The following is a 19,245-nucleotide window of genomic DNA, read 5'->3' as shown; positions in this document are numbered from 1 at the left end:
TCACTGGAAATTGTTATCGGCGGCTTCGGGCTCACGGCCCTTGGCGCGCGCTTCGTGCAGCATGTGCAGGGTGATTTTTCTGACTTCGTTGCGGCTGGTCTCGATGTGCGCCTTGAGCATCATCAGCGCCTGCTCGGTGCGGTGATGGGCGATGGCGTCGAGAATGCGGCCGTGCTCGTCGTAGGTGGCGTCGACCCGCGGCGGCTTGGTGAAATCCAGGCGGCGGATAATGCGCAGCCGTTCGGTAAGGTCGTGGTGGATGCGCGCCATCTCGGTGTTGCCGGCGGCCTCCACCAGGGTTTCGTGGAAGCGCTCGTCCAGGCCGGACAGGGTGCTCACGTCGCGCAGCCGTTCGGCGGGCGGGACCCGCCAGATACGCATCAGGTCCTCGAGCAGGATCTCCGGCTGCTGCAGGTCGCACAGCCGGCGCACCGCCGCGCATTCCAGCACGGTGCGCACGTCGTAGAGCTCCTCGAAGTAGTCGAAGTCGAACGGTTTCACCTGCCAGCCGCTGCGCTGCAGCACCTGCACATAGGTCTCGCGCTCCAGCCGGAACAGGGCTTCGCGGACCGGGGTGCGCGAGGCGCCCATGCGTTCGGCGATTTCGTTTTCGCTGAAGCGGTCGCCGGGCAGCAGCCGGAAATCGAAGATGTCTTTCTTCAATTGCCGGTAGATGCGCTCGGCCAGGTTCTCGCCGCGGCCGCTCTTGAGCCCGATCTTCATGCCGCGCTCTCCGTGTCGATCACCACCACCGGGTCACCGGCGTTGATCACGGTGCCGGGTTTGCAGTGCAGCCCGGTGACGGTACCGGCGACGCTGGCGGTGATCTCGAATTCCATCTTCATGGCTTCCACGATCACCAGGGTCTGGCCGGCTTCCACGCTGGCGCCCTCTTCCACCAGCAGCTTCCAGACGTTCCCGCTGATCTCGGCGCTGACCAGGTGGCCGTCCACGTCGCCGATGTCCGGGCTGCTGCCCATCAAGGCGGATTCGATCTGTTCGTCTTCGTTCTGCCAGCGGGTCACTTCTTCCCGGTAGGCGGCCTGCTGGTGCGCGCGGAAGGCTTCCATTTCCGGCTCGATGCTCTCCAGGAAGCGGCGGTGCTCGGCCAGGCTGAAGGTCTCCTCGGTGATCTCCACTTCCAGGCGCCCTTCGCGGAAGGCGTCGCGCATGCCGGCCAGTTCCGCTTCGCTCACCGGGTAGTAGCGCACCTGGTCGAAGAAGCGCAGCAGCCAGGGTTCGCCGGGCTGGAACTGGCGGTTCTTAAGGTGTTTGTTCCAGATCGGCAGGGTGCGGCCGATCAGCTGGTAGCCGCCCGGCGAGTCCATGCCGTAGATGCACATGTAGACGCCGCCAATACCCACGGTGCCCTCGGCGGTGTAGGTGCGCGCCGGGTTGTATTTGGAGGTCATCAGCCGGTGGCGCGGGTCCACCGGCACGGCGCAGGGCGCGCCCAGGTAAACGTCGCCCAGGCCCAGCACCATGTAGCTGGCCTTGAAGACGATGTCCTTGACCTGCTCGGTGCTGTCCAGGCCATTGATGCGGCGGATGAATTCCACGTTGTTGGGCAGCCAGGGCGCGTCCGAGCGGATGGTCTCCTGGTAGCGCTGCACCGCGTCCAGGGTGGCGCTGTCCTCGAACGCCAGTGGCAGGTGCAGCACCCGGGAGCGCACTTCCATGTCGTCCACGGAGCCGATAGCTTTTTCACGCTCCAGCAGCGCCTTCACCAGGCCGGCCTGATCCAGCAGGCGCGAGTCATAGTGCACCTGGAGGCTGCGCACGCCCGGGGACAGTTCCAGGATGCCGGGCACCGGCTGGTCTTTAAGGTTTTCCATCAGCGCGTGCACGCGCAGCCGCAGGGCCAGATCCAGCACGTTGTCGCCGTATTCGATCAGGATGTATTTGTCGCCGGCCTGGCGGTAGGTGATGCGCGGCACATGGCCGGCCGCGTCCAGCTCGGCGACCATGGTGGCGGAGGTGAACGCCGGATCGGTCGCGTCGTGGAGATCCGGCGACACCACCGGCACCGGCGCCAGCTTTTCGATAGCCGCGTCCTGGGCCTGTTCCAGCGCCAGGGCCTCGGCGAAGGCGACGGGCGTGAAGCGGATGCTGTCGCCGGGCTTGAGCTGGCCCACTTTCCACAGCTCCGCCTTGGCGATGGTCACCGGGCAGACGAAGCCGCCCAGGCTCGGGCCGTCCTTGGTGAGGATCACCGGGAAGTCGCCGGTGAAGTTGATCGAGCCGATGGCGTATTCGTTGTCGTGCAGGTTGGACGGGTGCAGCCCGGCCTCGCCACCGTCGGTGCGCGCCCAGCTCGGCTTGGGGCCCACCAGGCGGATGCCCAGGCGGTTGGAGTTGTAGTGCACCTGCCAGTCGGCTTCGAAGAACTGTTCGATGGCCTCTTCGGTGAAGAAGTCCGGCGCCCCGTGGGGGCCGTACAGCACTTTGATTTCCCACTGTTGCGGGTAGTCCGGAATCATCGCCTCGGGGGCCGGGGCCGGCTCATGGTCCGGCGCCGGCGTCGGGCAGCCGGCCAGCTGCGGCTGGCAGATCGACAGCACGTCGCCCTTGCGCAGGGTGCGGCCGCCGTGGCCGCCGAACTGGCCGAGCACGAAGGTGGCTTTGCTGCCCAGGTAGTCGGGCACGTCGATGCCGTTGCGCACCGCGATATAGGTGCGGCAGCCGCTGGACGCTTTGCCGGTGGCCAGCGTCTGGCCGGCTTGCACCGGCACCGGCCGCCACATGGGTACGGGCTCGCCGTCCAGGGTGGCGTCGCAGGCGGCGCCGGTGAGCGCCACCACGGTGTCGCTGTGGAATTTCAGCGACGGGCCCACCAGCGTGGCCTCCAGGCCGGCGGCGCTGGCGTGGTTGCCGACAATGCGGTTGCCGAGCCGGAAGGCGTAATCGTCCATGGGCCCGGACGGCGGCACGCCGATGTCCCAGTAGCCGGCGCGGCCGGGGTAGTCCTGCACCGTGGTGTAGGTGCCCGGCTCCACCACCTCGAAGGCGGTGGGGGTGTACTGGAAGCTTTCCAGGTAGCGGGTGGAGACCTTGCCTTCCACCACGTTCGGGTCGATCAGAATGCGGCGCAGGTAATCCAGGTTGGTGGCGATGCCGGAAAGCCGCGTGGCGGCCAGGGCGTCCTGCATTTTCTTCAGCGCCGCCGGGCGGTCGTCGCCGTGCACGATCACCTTGGCGAGCATCGGGTCGTAGTGCGGGCTCACCTGGGTGCCGGTGTCCACCCAGCCGTCCAGGCGGATGTCGTCCGGGAACGACACCTCGGTGAGTTCACCGGGGCTGGGCTGGAAATCCTTGAGCGCGTCCTCGGCGTAGATGCGCACTTCCATGGCGTGGCCACGGCTCCGGTAGTCGGCGTCCAGCGGCGGTTGTTCGCCGCCGGCCAGCATCACCATCCAGGCCACCAGGTCGACGCCGAACACCGCCTCGGTGACGCCGTGCTCCACCTGCAGGCGGGTATTCACTTCCAGGAAATAGAATTCGTCGCGTTCGTCGTCGTAGATGTATTCCACGGTGCCGGCGGACTGATAATTCACCGACTCGCCCAGGCGCACGGCGCTGGCGTGCAGTTGTTCCCGGGTGGCCTGGGGCAGGTTGGGCGCCGGGGTTTCCTCCACCACTTTCTGGTTGCGGCGCTGCAGGGAGCATTCGCGCTCGCCCAGGGCCAGCACCTTGCCGTGACCGTCGCCGAAGATCTGCACTTCCACATGGCGGGCACGGGCCACGAAGCGTTCGATGAAGACGCCGCTGTCGGAGAAAAAGTTTTCCCCCATGCGTTTCACCGATTCAAAGGCGTCCGCCAGTTCCTGCTCGTTGTCGCAGCGGCTCAGGCCGATACCGCCGCCGCCGGCGGTGCTTTTCAGCATGATGGGATAGCCGATTTCGGCGGCGGCGCTTTTCGCTTCGTCCAGGCTTTGCAGCAGTCCGGTGCCCGGCGCCAGCGGTACGCCGGCGGCTTCCGCCAGGGCGCGCGCTTCGTGCTTGAGGCCGAAGCGGCGCAGCTGGTCCGGGGTCGGGCCGATAAACTGAATGCCGGCTTCCGCGCAGGCTTCGGCGAAGTCCGCGTTCTCGGACAGAAAGCCGTAGCCGGGGATGATGCCCTGGGCGCCGGTGTCCTTGGCGGCCTGCAGAATCAGCTCGCTGCGCAGGTAACTCTCGGCGGCGGTCTGGCCGCCCAGCGCCACCGCTTCGTCGGCGGCGCCGACGTGCTGGCTGTTACGGTCCGCGTCGGAGTACACCGCCACCGAGGCGATGCCCATTTCCTTGAGCGTGCGGCAGATGCGTACCGCGATCTCCCCCCGGTTGGCGATCAGAACTTTGCTTAGCCCTTTTTTATGCATTGCTCAAACCTCTTATGTAGTGCCTCCACCCCCCAAGGGCGGTTATGTCGGTGGCGTCGTCGATGGCCCAGCCTTCGCAGATGAAGCCTTTCACCTGACGGCCGTCCTCGGTTTCCAGCGTGCCGATGCCCAGCGGTGCCGGGATCAGCGCCACGAAGCTTCCGAATTCGCTGACCGGCAGCTTCCACAGTTCGATTTCGATGGCGGCGCCGTCGGCGCCCTTGATCAGCCCGGGCTTGGGCGGCGTGGTGTTGGCCAGGGCGTAGAGCCGGTAGCAGGGCGCGGTTCGGGTGCTTTCCAGCAGCACGGCGCCGCGGTCGGTGAGCTGGTGATTGAGCGGCATGCCGGTGAGGTGGGCGCCCACCACCGCCACGGTGACCATGCCGTCGTCGCTGCCGGCTTCCGGCTCCGCCGGGACGGGCAGGGCGTTGTCGGTGGCGCCGGCCTTCCAGGGGCGGTGGCGCTGCCAGCGGCGGCCGAACTCGGCCAGGGCGCCGTCCTGCCAGGCGCCGCCGATCAGGGTGACGCCCACCGGCAGGCCGTCGTCGCGGAAGCCGCCGGGCAGGGCCAGGGCGCACATATCCAGCAGGTTGACGAAGTTGGTCCAGGTGCCGAGCTGGCTGTTGAGCTTGACCGGTTCCTCGGCCACCGCCGCGCGGGTATGGATGCCCGGCGTGGAGGGCACCACCAGGGCGTCCACCTTCGCCATCAGCTGATCGGCCTCGCGGCGCAGATCGGCCAGGCGGTACTGGGCGCGGAAGCCGTCGGCGGCGCTCATGTCTCTGGCGGGTAGAATCACATCGCGGATCACCGGCAGCAGCGCGTCTTTTTCCAGCAACGGCTCGGCCACGGTGTAGCGTTCGGCGACCCAGGGGCCCTGGTAGAGCAGCTCGGCGGTTTCGCGCAGCACGCCGGTATCCAGCGGAATCAGCTCGGCGATTTCCGCCAGCTCTTCCAGGTGGCGCTGCCAGGCGGCGGCGGCGCGCTGGTCGCCGAACCAGGGTGTGTCCTTGGGAATGCCCAGGCGCGGCCGTTCCGGCAGGGCGGCGGGCAGCGGCTGCGGCGCCGGGCGGGCGTAGCCGTCCAGTTCGTCGTAACCGCGGAACAGGTCGTAGACGTTCTGGGCGTCCTCCACGCTCAGCGCGAACACGCTGATGCAGTCCAGGGTGCGGCAGGCGGGCACCACGCCGCGCGTGCTCATGCTGCCCTTGGTGGGCTTGAGGCCGACGGTGTTGGTAAACGCCGCCGGCACTCGGCCGGAGCCGGCGGTGTCGGTGCCCAGGGCGAACGGTACCAGGCCCAGCGAGACCACCGCCGCCGAACCGGCGCTGGAGCCGCCGGAGATATAGTCCGGGTTAAACGGGTTGGGCACTTCGCCGTAGGGCGAGCGCACCCCCACCAGGCCGGTGGCGAGCTGATCCAGGTTGGTCTTGCCGACCAGGATGGCGCCGGCGTCGAGCAGCGCCTGCACCGCCGGCGCGGTTTCCTTGGCGGTGTAGGTGTAGGCGGGGCAGGCGGCGGTGGTGGGCAGGCTGCCCACGTCGATGTTGTCCTTGACCGCGAACGGCACGCCGTACAGCGGCAGGCTGGGATCACTCAGGCGCTCCGCCTGGGCCAGCAGGCTGGACTCGTCCAGCAGGTGGATCCAGAGGGCCCGCTCGCTGTCCTGCAGCTGAGCGGAAAGAGCTTTCATGGCCGATACCGGAGTGACGTTCTTTTTCCGGTAGGCGGCGCGCCATTGATCGATGGTCCAGCCAAGCACGATCGCATACCTCGTTGTATACCAGTGGGTATGCCGATCAGTGCAAGGCGGGTGCCAGCGTGGGGCGCGGTGTCTAAATCACTGAAAAAGAGGGTGTTTTTCGCTAGAAGGGGAAGGCCGGCAGAGGCGTCGGGCAGCGCCGGGCTGCATCGTTGTGGGGCGTTTGCCCGATTGTTGGGCGTCTGGCGCCAGGAACGCGGCGCCTCCGGGGAGGCGCCGGTTGATGCCGGGGCGTCGCGGGACGCCCCGGGCGGAGGCTTACTCGGAGACGGAATCTTCCAGGGTGGTGACCGGCTCCCAGATGCCGTCGATCACCTTGGAGAGAATGATGTCGTTGCCGGCACGGTGGTTGTCGGCGCTCATCTTGATGTCCACGCCGGTGACCGGGTCGCTGAAGTCCAGGGACTCCATGGCGGCCAGGAACGATTCGGTGGTCAGATCCGGGCCCGCCTTGCGCAGCGCTTCGATGGTCACTTCAGCGCCGACACGGCCGAGCACGGCGCCGCCGCTGGGCACGGACCCGTATTCCTCTTTGTACTGATCGGCCCACTCCTTGGCTTCCGGCACGTCCTTCATGCGGCTGACGATGTCCTGCCAGGGCGACACGCCGTAGAGGCCTTCGGTAACACCACCCGGCGCGGCGGCCACGGCGGAGTGAAAGCCGGCCTGGGAGACCAGGAACTTCACGTCGTCCCAGCCCATCTGCTTGGCGGTGGCGACCACGGTGATGATCGGCCGGATCGGCAGGGCCACGCCCACCAGTTCGCAGCCGGCGTCGCGCAGGCGCGCCAGGGTGCCGCTGAAGTCGCTTTCGTCCGGACGGTGGGAACTGCTTTCCACCAGTTCCAGGGCGTCGTTCTCTTCGGCGGCGTCTTTCATGGCCTGGTTCACTTCTTCACCGAAGTCGGACGGAATGTACATCACGCAGGCTTTTTCCATGTCGTACTCGTCGGCCATCCAGCTGGCGCCTTTGAGCACGCCTTCGTAGTAACTGGGGCCGAACACGAAGCGGCGTGAGAAATCGCCTTCGGTTTCCATCGGACGGGACAGCGCCAGCGGCAGAATGCTGGGCACGTTGTTGCTGTCCATTACCGGGAACGCCGCCAGGTTATGGGGCGTGCCCAGGCTCATCAGCATGGCGAACACTTCATCCCGGGTGACCAGCTTGTTCACCGCCTGGGTGGCCTTGGGCACCTGGTAGGCGTGGTCTTCGACGATGTAGCGGATTTTGCGGCCGTGGATGCCGCCCTCCGCGTTGACCTCGTCGAACATGTCGTTCGCCACTTGGACGGCGGGTGAGGAAAACGCCGCGAACACCCCGGACAGATCGTGCATGCCGCCCAGTTTGATCTCGGTGTCGGTGACGCCGCGAACCGGCTCGGCGGCTTTTTCAGCGGTTTTTTCTTCTTCCTTGGTATCACTGCAACCCAGCAGGCTTACAGCAGCCAGGGCAGCCAGACAGAGCTTCTTCATGATGCACTCTCCTATCGTACGCGGACAATTAGTACATGGAATCGATCAGGTGTTTGTGTTTTTTCTCCACGAAGGAACGCTTCAACTTCATGGTGGCGGTCAGCTCCTCATCCTCGGCGGTGAGCAGCACATCGATCAGGCGGAAATACTTGATCTGTTCCACCTGGGCGAATTGTTTGTTCACGTCCTTGATGATGCCGTCGATCAGATCGACCACCTCTTTGGCACGGCAAAGGGACGCGAAGTTTGAAAATGGCACCTGACGATCCTGCGCGTACTTTTCCACGTTTTCCTGGTCGATCATGATCAGGCAGGTCAGGTATTTGCGTTTGTCGCCGATCACCACCGCATCGGAAATATAGGACGAGAATTTCAGCCGGCTCTCGATTTCCGCGGGCGTGATGTTCTTGCCGCCGGCGGTGATGATGATGTCCTTGAGGCGGCCGGTGATGGTGAGCATGCCGTCTTCCAGGCGGCCCACGTCGCCGGTGTGCAGCCAACCGTCGCGGATGTCCTCGGCGGTTTTTTCCGGCTTGCGCCAGTAGCCGGCGAACACATGCCCGCCGCGCACCAGCACTTCGCCGTTGTCGGCGATGCGCACCTGGGTCTCCGGGAGGGGCTCGCCGACGCTGCCCACCTGTTCCCGCTCGCGGCTGTTGAGCGACACCACGCCGGTGGTCTCGGTCATGCCGTAGCCTTCATAGAGGGGCACGCCCAGGGCGCGGAACCAGCGTATCTGGTCCGGTGAAATAGGCGCGGCGCCGGTGGTGCCCCGGCGCAGCCGTGACATGCCGATCAGGTCGCGCACATTGCGCAGCACCAACAGGTTCCAGAACTGATAGCGCACGGCGTTCAGCGGCGAGCGCTGTTTTTCGCAGTGCCAGGCCCGGCCGGCGGCCAGGGCGTGGTCGAAGCACCAGCGGCCGAAGCCGGTGGCTTCGTCGCGCAGGGTCATCAGCGAGCTGTAGATCTTTTCCCACAGGCGTGGCACGGCGGCGAAGGTATGCGGCGACACTTCGCGCAGGTTTTCGAACACGGTTTCCGGGCTTTCCGCGAAGTTGACGGTGCAGCCTTTATAGATTGGCACTTCCACCGACACCAACCGCTCAAGAATATGGCATAGCGGTAGAAAGCAAAGCTGATCGTCTTCCTGGCGGGCTTCCAGCAGCGCTTCGCCGGCGGCCATCTGGAACAGCACGTTCTGATGGCTGATCATGGCGCCCTTGGGGGCGCCGGTGGTGCCGGAGGTGTAGATCAGCATGCGGATGTCGTCCGGCCGGCTCTGCTCGATGCTGGCGCTGAACTGCTGTTCCGCGTCGGCGATGCCGTTGCCCAGCTCGTAGAGCTCATCCAGGAACATCACCATGGGGTCCTGGAAATCGCGCAGGCCCTTGCGGTCGAACACGATCACTTTCTTCAGGGTGGGCACCTGGTCGCGCACGGTCATGTACTTGTCCAGCTGTTCGTCGTTCTCCACGAACAGGAACGCGGAGCCGCTGTCGTTGACCAGGTAGGCGAGCTGCTCGGCGCTGTCGGTGGTGTAGACACCGTTGCTGATACCGCCGGCGCCGGCGATGCCCAGATCACAGTAGAGCCATTCCTTATTGTCCTCACTGAGGATCGACACCGGCTGGCCCCGTTCCAGGCCCATCGACAGCAATGCCACGCCAATGGCGCGGGCGTGTTCGTAGTAGTCGCGCCAGCTGTAGCTCTGCCAGATGCCCAGGTCCTTTTCGCGGTGGGCGATGCGCTCGCCCCGTTCCAGGCACTGCTGGCGCCAGAGTTTGACCACGGTGTCGCAACCGTGGAGAAGGGTCGGAGTGGTTTCGGTTGCAGTCATCATCAGCGCCAGGTCTTCTTTCGTTTCCAGCGTTTTTCCGGTCGGTCATCCCCCGCCGACTGGCCCAGATAAAATTCTTGGATGTCGTCGCTGGCGAGCAGGTCCCGGGCGCTGCCGTCCATGACAATGCGGCCGGTTTCCAGCACATAGCCGTGGTCGGCGGTGTTCAAGGCCACCCGGGCGTTCTGCTCCACCAGCAGCAGGGTTACGCCCTGCTCTTTATTGAGGCGGCGGATGATCTCGAAGATTTCCTGCACCAGCAGCGGCGACAGGCCCAGGGAGGGCTCGTCCAGCAGCATCAGCGACGGCCGCGACATCAGCCCCCGACCGATGGCCAGCATTTGCTGCTGGCCGCCGGACAGGGTGCCGGCGGGCTGGTTGCGCCGCTCCAGCAGCATCGGGAAATAGTCATAGACCATTTCCATGTCGTGGCGGATCTCCGCTTTGTCGCGGCGGGTATAGGCGCCCATGCTCAGGTTTTCTTCCACACTGAGGAACGGGAACACTTCGCGGCCCTCGGGCACATGGGCGATGCCCTTCCGCACCAGCTTGTCCGGGTCGCTGCCCTGGATGAATTCACCGGCCAGGCTGATGCTGCCCTTGCGCGGCGACAGGGTGCCGGAGATGGTTTTCATCAGCGTGGTCTTGCCGGCGCCGTTGGCGCCCAGAATGGCCACCACCTTGCCTTCGAAGACGTCGATGGACACGCCCCGCAGGGCCATCACCGGCCCGTAGAAGGCTTCCAGGTTCTGTACTTGCAGCAGTGGGGAGGCATCGCTCATGCGGTTTCCTCCGTGCCCAGATAGGCTTCGATCACCTTCGGGTCTGCCTGCACTTCGGCGGCGGTGCCCATGGCCAGCGGTCGGCCTTCCGCCACCGCCAGTACCCGGTTGGAGACGCGGGATACCAGGCTCATATCGTGCTCCACCATGAGGACCGTGAGGCCCAGGTCTTTCTGCATATCCTCGATCCACCAGGCCATGTTCTGGGTTTCTTCCACGCTCAGACCGGAGGCCGGCTCGTCGAGCAGAATCAGCTTGGGCTCGCTGGACAGGGCGCGGGCCATTTCCACCACCTTGCGCACCCCGTAGGGCAGGCCGGCGATCAGCTTGTCGCGGTAGGCGGCCAGGTCGAGAAAGTCGATCACTTCCTCCACCTGACGGCGGTGTTCGCGCTCGCTGCGCCGTACCTTGGGCAGGAAAAACAACTCTTCGAACCAGCGCGTATCGCGGCGGCAGTGGCGGCCGATCAGCAGGTTCTGCAGCACCGATGAATGGTCGAACAGCTCGATATTCTGGAAGGTGCGCGCGATGCCCAGCCCGGCCACGTCGTGGGCCGGGCGGCCGGTGATGTCCTGGCCGTCGAAAATGATCCGCCCGCCGCCGGGTTCATAGAGGCGGCTGATCAGATTGAAGATGGTGGACTTGCCGGCCCCGTTGGGGCCCACCAGGGTGAATACCTCGCCGGGTTCCACGTCGAAGCTGACGCCGTCCACGGCTTTCACGCCACCGAAGGAAATGGACAGATCCTTAACCTGTAACAGACTCATCGTTGCCGCTCCGTTTTCAGGTAGGTACGTGTGCGCCGGAACATGCCCTTGCGGTAGAGCGGAAACAGCTGCAGCCAGGTGCGCACCTTGAACCAGACGCCGTACAGGCCGCGCGGCTCATAGATCACCATGAGCAGAATCAGCAGGGCGAACAGGGCGGTGTCCATGCCCGGGTAGGCGGCGATGGAAATGCCGGCGGTGTTGTTAAGGAAGTCGCGCAGCATGGCGATGCTCTGCGGCAGCAGCACCACCACGATGGCGCCGAAGAAGGCGCCGTGCACCGAGCCCAGCCCGCCGATCACTACCTGCAGCAGCAGGGTGATGGAGATCAGCACCAGGAAGCTTTCGTAGTTCACCGCCTGGGCCAGGTGGGCGTAGAGCGCGCCGGCCAGGCCGGTCATGGCGCAGGACAGCGCGAACGACAGCGTTTTGGCGCGGGCCACGTTGACGCCCAGGGCGCGGGCGGACACTTCGCTGTCGCGCACCGCCAGGAACGAGCGCCCGGACGCGCTGCGCAGCAGATTCAGATAGCCCAGGGTGACGATCACCAGCACCGTCAGGCACAGATAGTAGAAGGCCGCCGGGCTGGTGTAGCGATCGATCTTCAGCCCGAACATATCGATGGGCGGCGCGAACAGCCCGGCCACGCCGCCGGTGATCGGCTCGGCGATAATCGAGACGTCCTCGATGATGATGCTCAATGCCAGCGTGGCGATGGCCAGGTAGATCCCGCTCATGCGCAGGATCGGCCGGGAGATGATCGCGCCCAGCACCCCGGAGGTGACGGCGCTGGCCAGCAGCGCGGGAATGAAATGCCAGCCGCGCATCATCAGCGCCAGGTTGGTGAAGGCGCCGATCGCCATGAAGGCGGCGTGCCCGAGGCTGACCTGACCGGTATGGCCGCTGATCAGCATCAGGCCCAGGCCGGCCAGGGACCAGATCAGCACCGCGGTCAGTTCGCCGAGGTAGTAGGTGCCCAGCAGCCAGGGCGCGGCCAGCAGCAGCGCGACCAGCAGGGCGTACTGGGCCAGGTGCCAGCGCCCTTCAAACAGGTTGATATCGTCGTCGTAGCGACTTTTGAAACGGTTACTCATGAGGGCCTACACCTTCTTCTGGCTGATCTGAGCGAACAGGCCGCCGGGGCGCAAGACCAGCACCACCAGCATTAGCAGGTAGGGGGCGATCTGACCGACCTCGGGCAGGAAGCGGCCGGCGAACGGTTCCACGATGCCCACCAGCAGACCGCCCAGCAGGGCGCCGGGCAGGGAGCCCAGACCGCCGATCACCGCCGCCGCGAACGCCTTGATGCCGAACAGCAGCCCCACCGAGGGCTCCACCGCGCCCTTGGCGGCGAACAGCACCCCGGCGATGGCCGCCACCACGCCCGACAGGGCCCAGACGATGGCGTTGATGCGCTTCACCGGGATACCCATGTAGTAGGCCGCCATCTGGTTCTGGCTGCTGGCCTGCATGGCCACGCCCAGGCGGGTGCGGGCAAAGAAGAAGTAGAGGACCGTGGTCAGCGCCACGGTGGTGAGAATGATCAGCGCGTCGACCACCGGAATCATCAGCTCACCCAGCATCCAGACCTGGCCGACGAAAGGGGTTTCCAGGGAGGTGGGGTCGTGGCCCCAGATCACGCCCGCGAAAAAGCGCATCAGAAAGCCGAGCGCGATGGTGAGGATCACCATGGCGAACTGCGGTTGGCCGAAGATGGCGCGCAGCACGAAGCGGTCGAGCAAATAACCGAACAGACCGAGCAGCAGAGCGGCAAGGGTGATGCCGATCAGGAAGGGCAGATCCGCGTAGCTGGCGTTGATGAAGGTGATGCCGAGAAAGGCCCCCAGCATCATCATGTCGCCCTGGGCGAAATTGACCGCTTCCGACGCCTTGTAGATCAAAACAAAACCCAGCGCCAACAAACCGTAGATACAGCCGTTAGCTATCCCGCTGACCAGCAGCTGGAGTATATCCATGGTGCCTCTCTCCCGGGGCTTATTCTTGTTGGCGTTTTTTGTGTAATTCCCCTGAGACTATCCGAAGTTTTACATTCCCACCAGCGGGTAAAATGTAATTGCTTTAATTCGGTCATTGACAGGGGATGGGGAGATTTTTTTGGAGGGTGCCAGCGGGATTTTAAGGCAATTTAGTGGACCCTTTCAGGGTTGGGAAGGGCTCTGGGATCCTGCCGGGAGCTTCGCTCCCTTTCGCGGGCGAGGCCCGCTCGCACAACTCCGCACACGTCGCGGGGCGGGTCCGCTTATGCCGCTGGCGGACATAAAAAAGCCCCGCCGATTGGCGGGGCTTTTTTGCGTCTGGTGCCCGGAGACAGAATCGAACTGCCGACACGGGGATTTTCAATCCCCTGCTCTACCGACTGAGCTATCCGGGCGTTGGGCGCGTATTAAACCGACTCGACCCGGCCCCGTCAAGCGCGCTTGGCTATTGGTTGGCGTCTTTTGTGGGAGGAACGTAACCCTCTGCTTTTTCGACGCTTTCGTTGTTCAAAAAGCGATCACGTTGCTCGTCCAGAAAGGCCTTGGCCTTGGGGTCCATCACGTTCAGGTGCTTCTCGTTGATCAGCAGGGTCTGGTGCTGCAGCCATTCCTGCCAGGCCTGCCGGGACACGTTGTCGTAGATGTCCTGGCCCTTGGGGCCGGGGAAGGGCGGTTTTTCCAGGCCTTCCAGGTCCTGCTGGTACTTGCGGCAGAAGACGGTGTGGGTCATGGCGGTGCACCTCCGATGCGGGTTAGAGCAGGCCGGCCTGTCGCGGGCCGTGCAACTGCTCCAGTAGCTTTTTGACCGGTGCCGCCAGGCCCAGCTCGCCGGGGTCGACGGGGCTGATCCAGCGGCCCCCGGCATCCTGCACACCGGCGCCGGTGGTGTCCACCCGGATCAACAGCGGCTCGATGTCCAGATGGAAGTGGCTGAAGGTGTGGCGGAAGGGGGTCAGCGCTTCCTGGTCGCGGGCGTCCAGGCCGCGCTCGGCCAGGGCGGTGTGTTGCCGGTCGTCGGGATCGAGCTGGGGGAAGCACCACAGGCCGCCCCAGATGCCGCTGGGCGGGCGCGGCTCCAGCCAGACGCGGCCGTCCGGGTGCTGCAGGATCAGCATGCGGGTCTGGCGCACCGGTTTTTCCTTGGCCGGTTTGCGGCCCGGGTAATCCTGCGGGTTGCCGTCGGCGCGCGCCTGGCACCAGTTCGCCACCGGGCAGGCCGGGCAGTCCGGCCGCCGCCGGGTGCACAGGGTGGCGCCCAGGTCCATCACCGCCTGGGTGTAGTCCGCCAGCCGACGGTCCGGGGTGTACTGCTCGGCCAGTTCCCAGAGCCGGTTTTCCACCGGCTTCTTGCCGGGCCAGCCGGGCACCGCGTGCAGGCGGCTGAGCAGGCGTTTGACGTTGCCGTCGAGAATCGGCGCGCGCACGCCGCGGCTCTGCGCCAGGATGGCGCCGGCGGTGGAGCGGCCGATGCCGGGCAGGGTGGCCACTTCCTCCACGGTGTCCGGGAAGTCGCCGCCGTATTCGTCCACCAGCTGGCGGGCGGCCTTGTGCAGGTTGCGGGCGCGGGCGTAGTAGCCCAGGCCGGTCCACAGATGCAGCACCTGGTCCGCGTCGGCGGCGGCCAGGGCGTGCACGTCGGGGAAGCTGTCCATGAAGCGCTGGAAATAGCCGATCACGGTGCTGACCTGGGTTTGCTGCAGCATGATTTCCGACACCCACACCCGGTAGGGCGTGCGCGGATGCTGCCAGGGCAGGTCCTGACGGCCGTGCTGGTCGTACCAGGCCAGCACGGCATCACTGAAGGTGGTGCGGTCCGGGGCGGTGCTCAACGGTTGAAGAACCCCTTGAGCTTGTCGCCCATCTCTTCCTCGATTTTTTCCTGGGCCTTCTTCTTGGCGGCGTTTTTCATCACCTCTTCGGTGGTGTCGCCTTCCGCGTCGATGCCCAGTTTCTCCTTGAGCTTGCCCTTGGCCGCGTTGGTGGCGGCCTGCTGGGCGATCTTGGCGAAGCCTTCCTTGTCCGGGCCGCACCACTTGGCCGGGCTGCCCGCCAGGCTGCCCTGACAGCGCAGCGGCCAGGTCACGTCCTCCAGGTATTTGCTGCCGCCCAGTTCCGGCGACTGCATGCCGATTTTCAGGTCGAACTCCTGGGTCAGCATGTTCATCCAGCCGTTACCGGAGAGGGTGCCCTTGTCGAGCTTGGCTTCCAGGCTGTCCAGGTTGGCGACCTGCTGGTTGAGGCTGGCCTTGGTGGTCAGATCAATGATCTTGGTGTCCTCGGACAGCGCCGCCGGCAGCTTGCCGGATTCCTGGTTGGGGATCAGCGCGCTGAGGCCCTGGAAGCGGCCCAGCATGTCGTTGACGCCGCCCACCAGGGTGCCGTACAGGTTCAGGCCGCGCACGGTGCCGTCGGCCAGATTCATGCTGGCGTTGCCCTTGGCGGAATTGACCAGCGCTTTTTCGCTGTTGCCGGAGGCGCTGAAGTCCAGGTCCATGGAGAAGATGCCCTTCGCCAGGTCCTTGTCCAGGGCCATGGCGACCACCGGCTGCAGCTGCATGCTGGACACGTTCTGCTTGAAGCTGATGCGCGGCGTGTTGCCGGACACGTCCAGGCGGCCGCTGGCGTTGAAGCCGCCCTGCAGGGTGTCGCCGGAGGCCTTGGTGAGGCGCAGCACCCCGTCCTTGGCATCGACATTGAAGACGATGTTGCTGGCCTGGAGGGTGTCGTAGTTCAGCTCACCGATCTTGAGGCTGCCGTCGAGCAGCAGCGGGCGCAGGCTCTCCACCGGGATCAGCTCCGCTTCGGAGAGCTGGGTGGTGCCGCCTTCCTTGCCGCCGGTGCCGCCGCCGGCACCGCTGGCCGCGGCACTGTCTTCCTCGTCGCTTTGTGGCGGCAGGTAGCCGTCCAGGGTGATCTTGTCCAGGTTCAGATCGAACACGATCTTGCCGGTCTCCAGGTTTTCCAGGCCGGCCTTGCCGCTCAGGGTGCTGCTGTCCAGAGTCACCTTGAGCGGGTTGACCATGACGCTGTTGGCCGGGCCGTCCAGGGTGGCGCTCAGGGCCACCTTGCTGAGGGCGCTGTCGTCGCTGGTCTCGATGGGTTCCTCGCCGATCGCTTCCAGAGCCGCGTTGGCGTCGAACGGTTCGGTGTCGATCTGGCCGGCCACTTTCATTTCGCCGGTCAGGCCGGTGACGGTGGCGTTACCGGTGGTGCGGGTGCCGGCCGCTTCCAGCAGCAGGTCGGTGATCTGGGCGCGGTCCTCGTCCAGGTTCACGTCCAGCTTCTGCTCCAGGTGCACGCTCACCGGGTTGGTGGTCATGCCGGCGATGTCCGCGTCCAGGGTCATCGGGTCGAGCACGAAGTGGTTGTTGTCGAGATCGGCGGCCAGGGTGGTGTCCAGGTTCAGGTCCACGCGCATGTCGCTCTGATCCTGGTAGCGCAGGGACATCTGCATCGGGAACGGCTCTTCCAGGCTCACGTCCTGGGCGTTGAAGTTGAAGTGCTCAACGCGGATGTCGGTGCCGTCGGTGGTGTTCTGGTAGCGGATTTTGCCGTCGGTGATGGCGACGCTGGGAATGGTCAGCGGGATGTCCATGCCGCCGCTCTCGCCGGGCTGCTCTTCCTCGGCGGGGGTGGTCTCCTCCTCGGCGCCGTCCTGCGGGCCGATCTTCTCCCAGTTGGCGCCGTCGGCGGTTTCCACCAGGTTCACTTCCAGGCCGTCCAGGGTGACGCCGTCCATTTCCACCTGGCCGAACAGCAGCGGCCACACCGCCACGCCGACGCTGGCGCTGTTGATGCCCGCGAACAGCTCTTCCTCGCCGGCGATGCGCGCCTCGGTGCGGCCCAGGCTGACGCCCAGCGACGGCCAGAACTGCCACGCCAGGTCGCCGGGGATCTCCAGATCCAGGTTGGCCTGGGCCATGGCCTGTTCACGAATCTGCGGCTTGAAATCGTTCGGATCGATCACCTGGGTGACCACGAACACGGTCGCCGCCAGCAGGACCACCAGAGCGGCGATGACGATGAGGAAAATTTTGATCGCGCGTGCCATAGAACAGCTCTCCTTGCGCCCCGGGCCGAGGGCCGGGATTATAGCAATAGAATGTACCCAACCGAACGTGAAGACCGTGGCGGGGATCGACGGTTAGAACGCATGATAAAGCATGATAATAAGTATCGCTCTTTGGGGAGCCGGTTTTGTTAAAGTTCCGTAATTTCCTGGTTTGCATAGGGTTGCTGTGGTGCGCGCTGGCCGGCGCCGAGCCGGTGGTGACGCCGCAGCCGGACCAGGAGCAGGTGGCCGTGGCCCGTTCCATGGAGGTGCTGGTGGACCCCGAAGGGCACTGGGATTTCAGCCAGGTGAGCGACCGCTTTTCCGGGCGCTTCGTCCGCAACACCGCCACCGAGCCCAATTTCGGCTTTACCAGCAGCACCATCTGGCTGCGCTTCACCCTGGATACCAGCCGTGTCCGGGGGCAGAGCTGGTACCTGGTGGAACGCTATCCGATCCTCGACCATATCAGCCTGTTCGCGCCCACTGAAGACGGCGGCTACCGGCGGGTGGACCTGGGCGACACGCTGCCGTTCGATCAGCGCCTGATGGACCACCGCGCCTTTATCTTCCCCCTCGACACCGACCTGGCCGGTGCCAACACCTACTATGTGCGCGTCAGCGGCAAGGGCGCCATCAATTTGTCGCCGATGCTCTACAGCGCCGCCGGGCTGGTGGAATACACCTACCGGGACATCCTGCTGTACGGGGTGTTCTACGGCTGCCTGCTGATCATGGTGGTCTACAACGCGCTGCTGGCGTTGTCGCTCAAGGAGCCGGTCTACCTGTATTTCGTGCTGTTCCTGGTGGGCATCACGGTGTTCAACCTGAACGTCAACGGCTTCGGGCTACAGTTCGTTTGGCCGGAGGTGCCCAGGCTCAATGAGTACTACTGGCTGGGCATCTATATCTGCACGCCGGCGCTGGCCATGTACTCGCGCCACTTCCTCGGCCTCAAGCAGCGCTTCCCGCGCTATGACCGGGTGATCCGCCACTACCTGGCGGGTGTCGCCGTGTTGCTGGTGGTGCAGCTGCTGATCGCGCCGCCCTGGTCCTATTACCTGTCCACGCTGCTGGTGCTGATCACGGTGCTGCTGTTCAGCTGGCTGGGCTGGATGGTGTGGTCGCGCGGCTACCGGGCGGCGCGGCTGTATGTGGCGGCCTGGTGCGTGTTCCTCGTGCTGATTTTCTTCTTCGTGCTCGGCAATCTGGACTGGATCCCCTATGCCTCGGTGATCAGCATGCTGCCCCATCTTGGTGCCCTGTGGGTGGTGATGATGCTGTCCCTGGCGCTGGGCGACCGCATCCGCTTCCTGGAGCGTGAGCGCAACCAGCTGTTCCTGGAGGCGCGCGAGAACCTGGAGCGGCACGTGGAAGAGATCGAGCAAATGAACCGGGACAAGTCCACATTTTTGCAGTACGTCAGCCATGAGCTGAATACGCCGATCAACTGGATCGGCGCCGCCAATTCCCTGGACGACGGCGAAACCGGCGCCGACCAGAGCGATGTCTGGGCGCTGGTACGCAAGGGGCAGGAGCGGCTGATGGGCATGGTCAGCACCTCGCTGCGCTACTTCGACCTGGCCGACCGCAGCACGCCGCCGCTGGTGGCCCGCTGCCGGCCCCTGTGGATGCTGGACGCGCTGCTCGCCACCCGCGCCCGGGCGCTGGAAAGCCTGGCGCTGAGGGTGGTCAACCGTATCTCGCCGAATCTGTACGTGCGCGCCAACGAGACCGAGCTGCAGGAAGTGATGGCCATGGCCTTGGATAACGCCATCCGCTTCAGCCCGCCGGGCGGCGAGATCACCGTTACCAGCGAGGTGATGGTGGGCGAAGCGGAGCTGCGCATCCGCGACCGCGGCCGGGGCGCCGGCCCGGACCAGCTGGAGAGCCTGTTCGAGCCGTTCTTCGTGATGGGCTCGCGCCACCACGAAGAGGGCTACGGCCTGTCACTGGCCATGGCGCGGGTGATGATCGAACAGGCCGGCGGCCGCATCTGGGCCGAAAGCGCCGGCCTCGATCGCGGCTTCACCCTGGTGATCCGGCTGCCGCTGGCCTGACCTGTGGGAGCGAATCTCCCTGTGGGAGCGGGCCCCGCCCGCGAAAGGGCGGTGTAACCGCCCGGCAGGATTCCAAAAACGGCTATTGGAAGCGCAATCTGTGAGGTCTCTGGCATCCTGCCGGCGGCTGTTGCCGCCTTTCGCGGGCAGGGCCC

13 protein-coding genes and 1 tRNA gene are annotated in these 19,245 nt (G+C 65.3%); 1 reads left to right on the top strand and 13 read right to left on the bottom strand.

The window, feature by feature from the left end; genetic code table 11:
- The 13 genes from ACMG4O_RS00845 to ACMG4O_RS00785 all read right to left on the bottom strand — a co-directional run bounded on the left by ACMG4O_RS00845 (window position 1) and on the right by ACMG4O_RS00785 (window position 17,030).
- On the bottom strand, window positions 1-723 hold the full coding sequence (locus ACMG4O_RS00845) for a GntR family transcriptional regulator (protein ID WP_414434185.1): 723 nt from the start codon (window positions 721-723) through the stop codon (window positions 1-3).
- Entirely contained in the window at window positions 720-4,358 is a 3,639-nt protein-coding gene (gene uca, locus ACMG4O_RS00840) for an urea carboxylase (protein WP_414434184.1), read from the bottom strand. Before uca ends, ACMG4O_RS00845 begins: the two co-directional genes overlap by 4 nt.
- A complete protein-coding gene (gene atzF, locus ACMG4O_RS00835; protein ID WP_194854985.1) occupies window positions 4,351-6,120 on the bottom strand; it encodes an allophanate hydrolase in 1,770 nt (589 codons plus the stop codon). The genes uca and atzF overlap by 8 nt, the downstream gene beginning before the upstream one ends.
- 258 nt (window positions 6,121-6,378) lie before the next feature.
- Window positions 6,379-7,593, bottom strand: a complete 1,215-nt coding sequence (locus ACMG4O_RS00830; protein WP_414434183.1) for an ABC transporter substrate-binding protein — start codon at window positions 7,591-7,593, stop codon at window positions 6,379-6,381.
- A gap of 28 nt (window positions 7,594-7,621) precedes the next feature.
- Window positions 7,622-9,436, bottom strand: a complete 1,815-nt coding sequence (locus ACMG4O_RS00825) for an AMP-dependent synthetase/ligase (protein WP_414434182.1) — start codon at window positions 9,434-9,436, stop codon at window positions 7,622-7,624.
- Window positions 9,436-10,215, bottom strand: coding sequence for an ABC transporter ATP-binding protein (locus tag ACMG4O_RS00820; protein ID WP_214012434.1), 780 nt, complete (start codon window positions 10,213-10,215; stop codon window positions 9,436-9,438). Before ACMG4O_RS00820 ends, ACMG4O_RS00825 begins: the two co-directional genes overlap by 1 nt.
- Window positions 10,212-10,982, bottom strand: a complete 771-nt coding sequence (locus ACMG4O_RS00815; RefSeq protein WP_370209788.1) for an ABC transporter ATP-binding protein — start codon at window positions 10,980-10,982, stop codon at window positions 10,212-10,214. Before ACMG4O_RS00815 ends, ACMG4O_RS00820 begins: the two co-directional genes overlap by 4 nt.
- A complete protein-coding gene (locus ACMG4O_RS00810; RefSeq protein ID WP_370203187.1) occupies window positions 10,979-12,076 on the bottom strand; it encodes a branched-chain amino acid ABC transporter permease in 1,098 nt (365 codons plus the stop codon). Before ACMG4O_RS00810 ends, ACMG4O_RS00815 begins: the two co-directional genes overlap by 4 nt.
- Window positions 12,077-12,082: 6 nt before the next feature.
- The gene (locus tag ACMG4O_RS00805) at window positions 12,083-12,958 is read right to left on the bottom strand and encodes a branched-chain amino acid ABC transporter permease (protein ID WP_414434181.1); all 876 of its coding nucleotides are present in this window, start codon (window positions 12,956-12,958) and stop codon (window positions 12,083-12,085) included.
- 340 nt (window positions 12,959-13,298) lie between these two features.
- Window positions 13,299-13,374, bottom strand: a tRNA-Phe gene (locus ACMG4O_RS00800).
- Between the two features lie 50 nt (window positions 13,375-13,424).
- Complete coding sequence (locus tag ACMG4O_RS00795; RefSeq protein ID WP_067612674.1) at window positions 13,425-13,709, bottom strand: oxidative damage protection protein; 285 nt, start codon at window positions 13,707-13,709, stop codon at window positions 13,425-13,427.
- 22 nt (window positions 13,710-13,731) lie between these two features.
- Window positions 13,732-14,808, bottom strand: coding sequence for an A/G-specific adenine glycosylase (mutY, locus tag ACMG4O_RS00790; RefSeq protein WP_370212303.1), 1,077 nt, complete (start codon window positions 14,806-14,808; stop codon window positions 13,732-13,734).
- On the bottom strand, window positions 14,805-17,030 hold the full coding sequence (locus ACMG4O_RS00785) for an AsmA family protein (protein ID WP_414434180.1): 2,226 nt from the start codon (window positions 17,028-17,030) through the stop codon (window positions 14,805-14,807). The genes mutY and ACMG4O_RS00785 overlap by 4 nt, the downstream gene beginning before the upstream one ends.
- A 146-nt stretch (window positions 17,031-17,176) precedes the next feature.
- Here ACMG4O_RS00785 and ACMG4O_RS00780 point away from each other — a divergent pair, with 146 nt between their 5' ends.
- Window positions 17,177-19,090: a sensor histidine kinase gene (locus tag ACMG4O_RS00780; RefSeq protein ID WP_142948213.1), complete on the top strand. Its 1,914-nt coding sequence runs from the start codon at window positions 17,177-17,179 to the stop codon at window positions 19,088-19,090.
- Window positions 19,091-19,245: the final 155 nt, after the last annotated feature.

The organism is Alloalcanivorax venustensis, from assembly GCF_047495515.1.
In the GTDB taxonomy this organism is placed as follows: Bacteria; Pseudomonadota; Gammaproteobacteria; order Pseudomonadales; family Alcanivoracaceae; genus Alloalcanivorax; species Alloalcanivorax venustensis.
This window is presented reverse-complemented; position numbering and strand designations above follow the sequence as displayed.

Bases quoted from the DNA above. Each gene is read 5' to 3' on its own strand.
- ACMG4O_RS00845 (WP_414434185.1), bottom strand. From the start codon at position 723: ATGAAGATCGGGCTCAAGAGCGGCCGCGGCGAGAACCTGGCCGAGCGC.
- uca (WP_414434184.1), bottom strand. From the start codon at position 4,358: ATGCATAAAAAAGGGCTAAGCAAAGTTCTGATCGCCAACCGGGGGGAG.
- ACMG4O_RS00830 (WP_414434183.1), bottom strand. From the start codon at position 7,593: ATGAAGAAGCTCTGTCTGGCTGCCCTGGCTGCTGTAAGCCTGCTGGGT.
- ACMG4O_RS00825 (WP_414434182.1), bottom strand. From the start codon at position 9,436: ATGATGACTGCAACCGAAACCACTCCGACCCTTCTCCACGGTTGCGAC.
- ACMG4O_RS00820 (WP_214012434.1), bottom strand. From the start codon at position 10,215: ATGAGCGATGCCTCCCCACTGCTGCAAGTACAGAACCTGGAAGCCTTC.
- ACMG4O_RS00815 (WP_370209788.1), bottom strand. From the start codon at position 10,982: ATGAGTCTGTTACAGGTTAAGGATCTGTCCATTTCCTTCGGTGGCGTG.
- ACMG4O_RS00810 (WP_370203187.1), bottom strand. From the start codon at position 12,076: ATGAGTAACCGTTTCAAAAGTCGCTACGACGACGATATCAACCTGTTT.
- ACMG4O_RS00805 (WP_414434181.1), bottom strand. From the start codon at position 12,958: ATGGATATACTCCAGCTGCTGGTCAGCGGGATAGCTAACGGCTGTATC.
- ACMG4O_RS00795 (WP_067612674.1), bottom strand. From the start codon at position 13,709: ATGACCCACACCGTCTTCTGCCGCAAGTACCAGCAGGACCTGGAAGGC.
- ACMG4O_RS00785 (WP_414434180.1), bottom strand. From the start codon at position 17,030: ATGGCACGCGCGATCAAAATTTTCCTCATCGTCATCGCCGCTCTGGTG.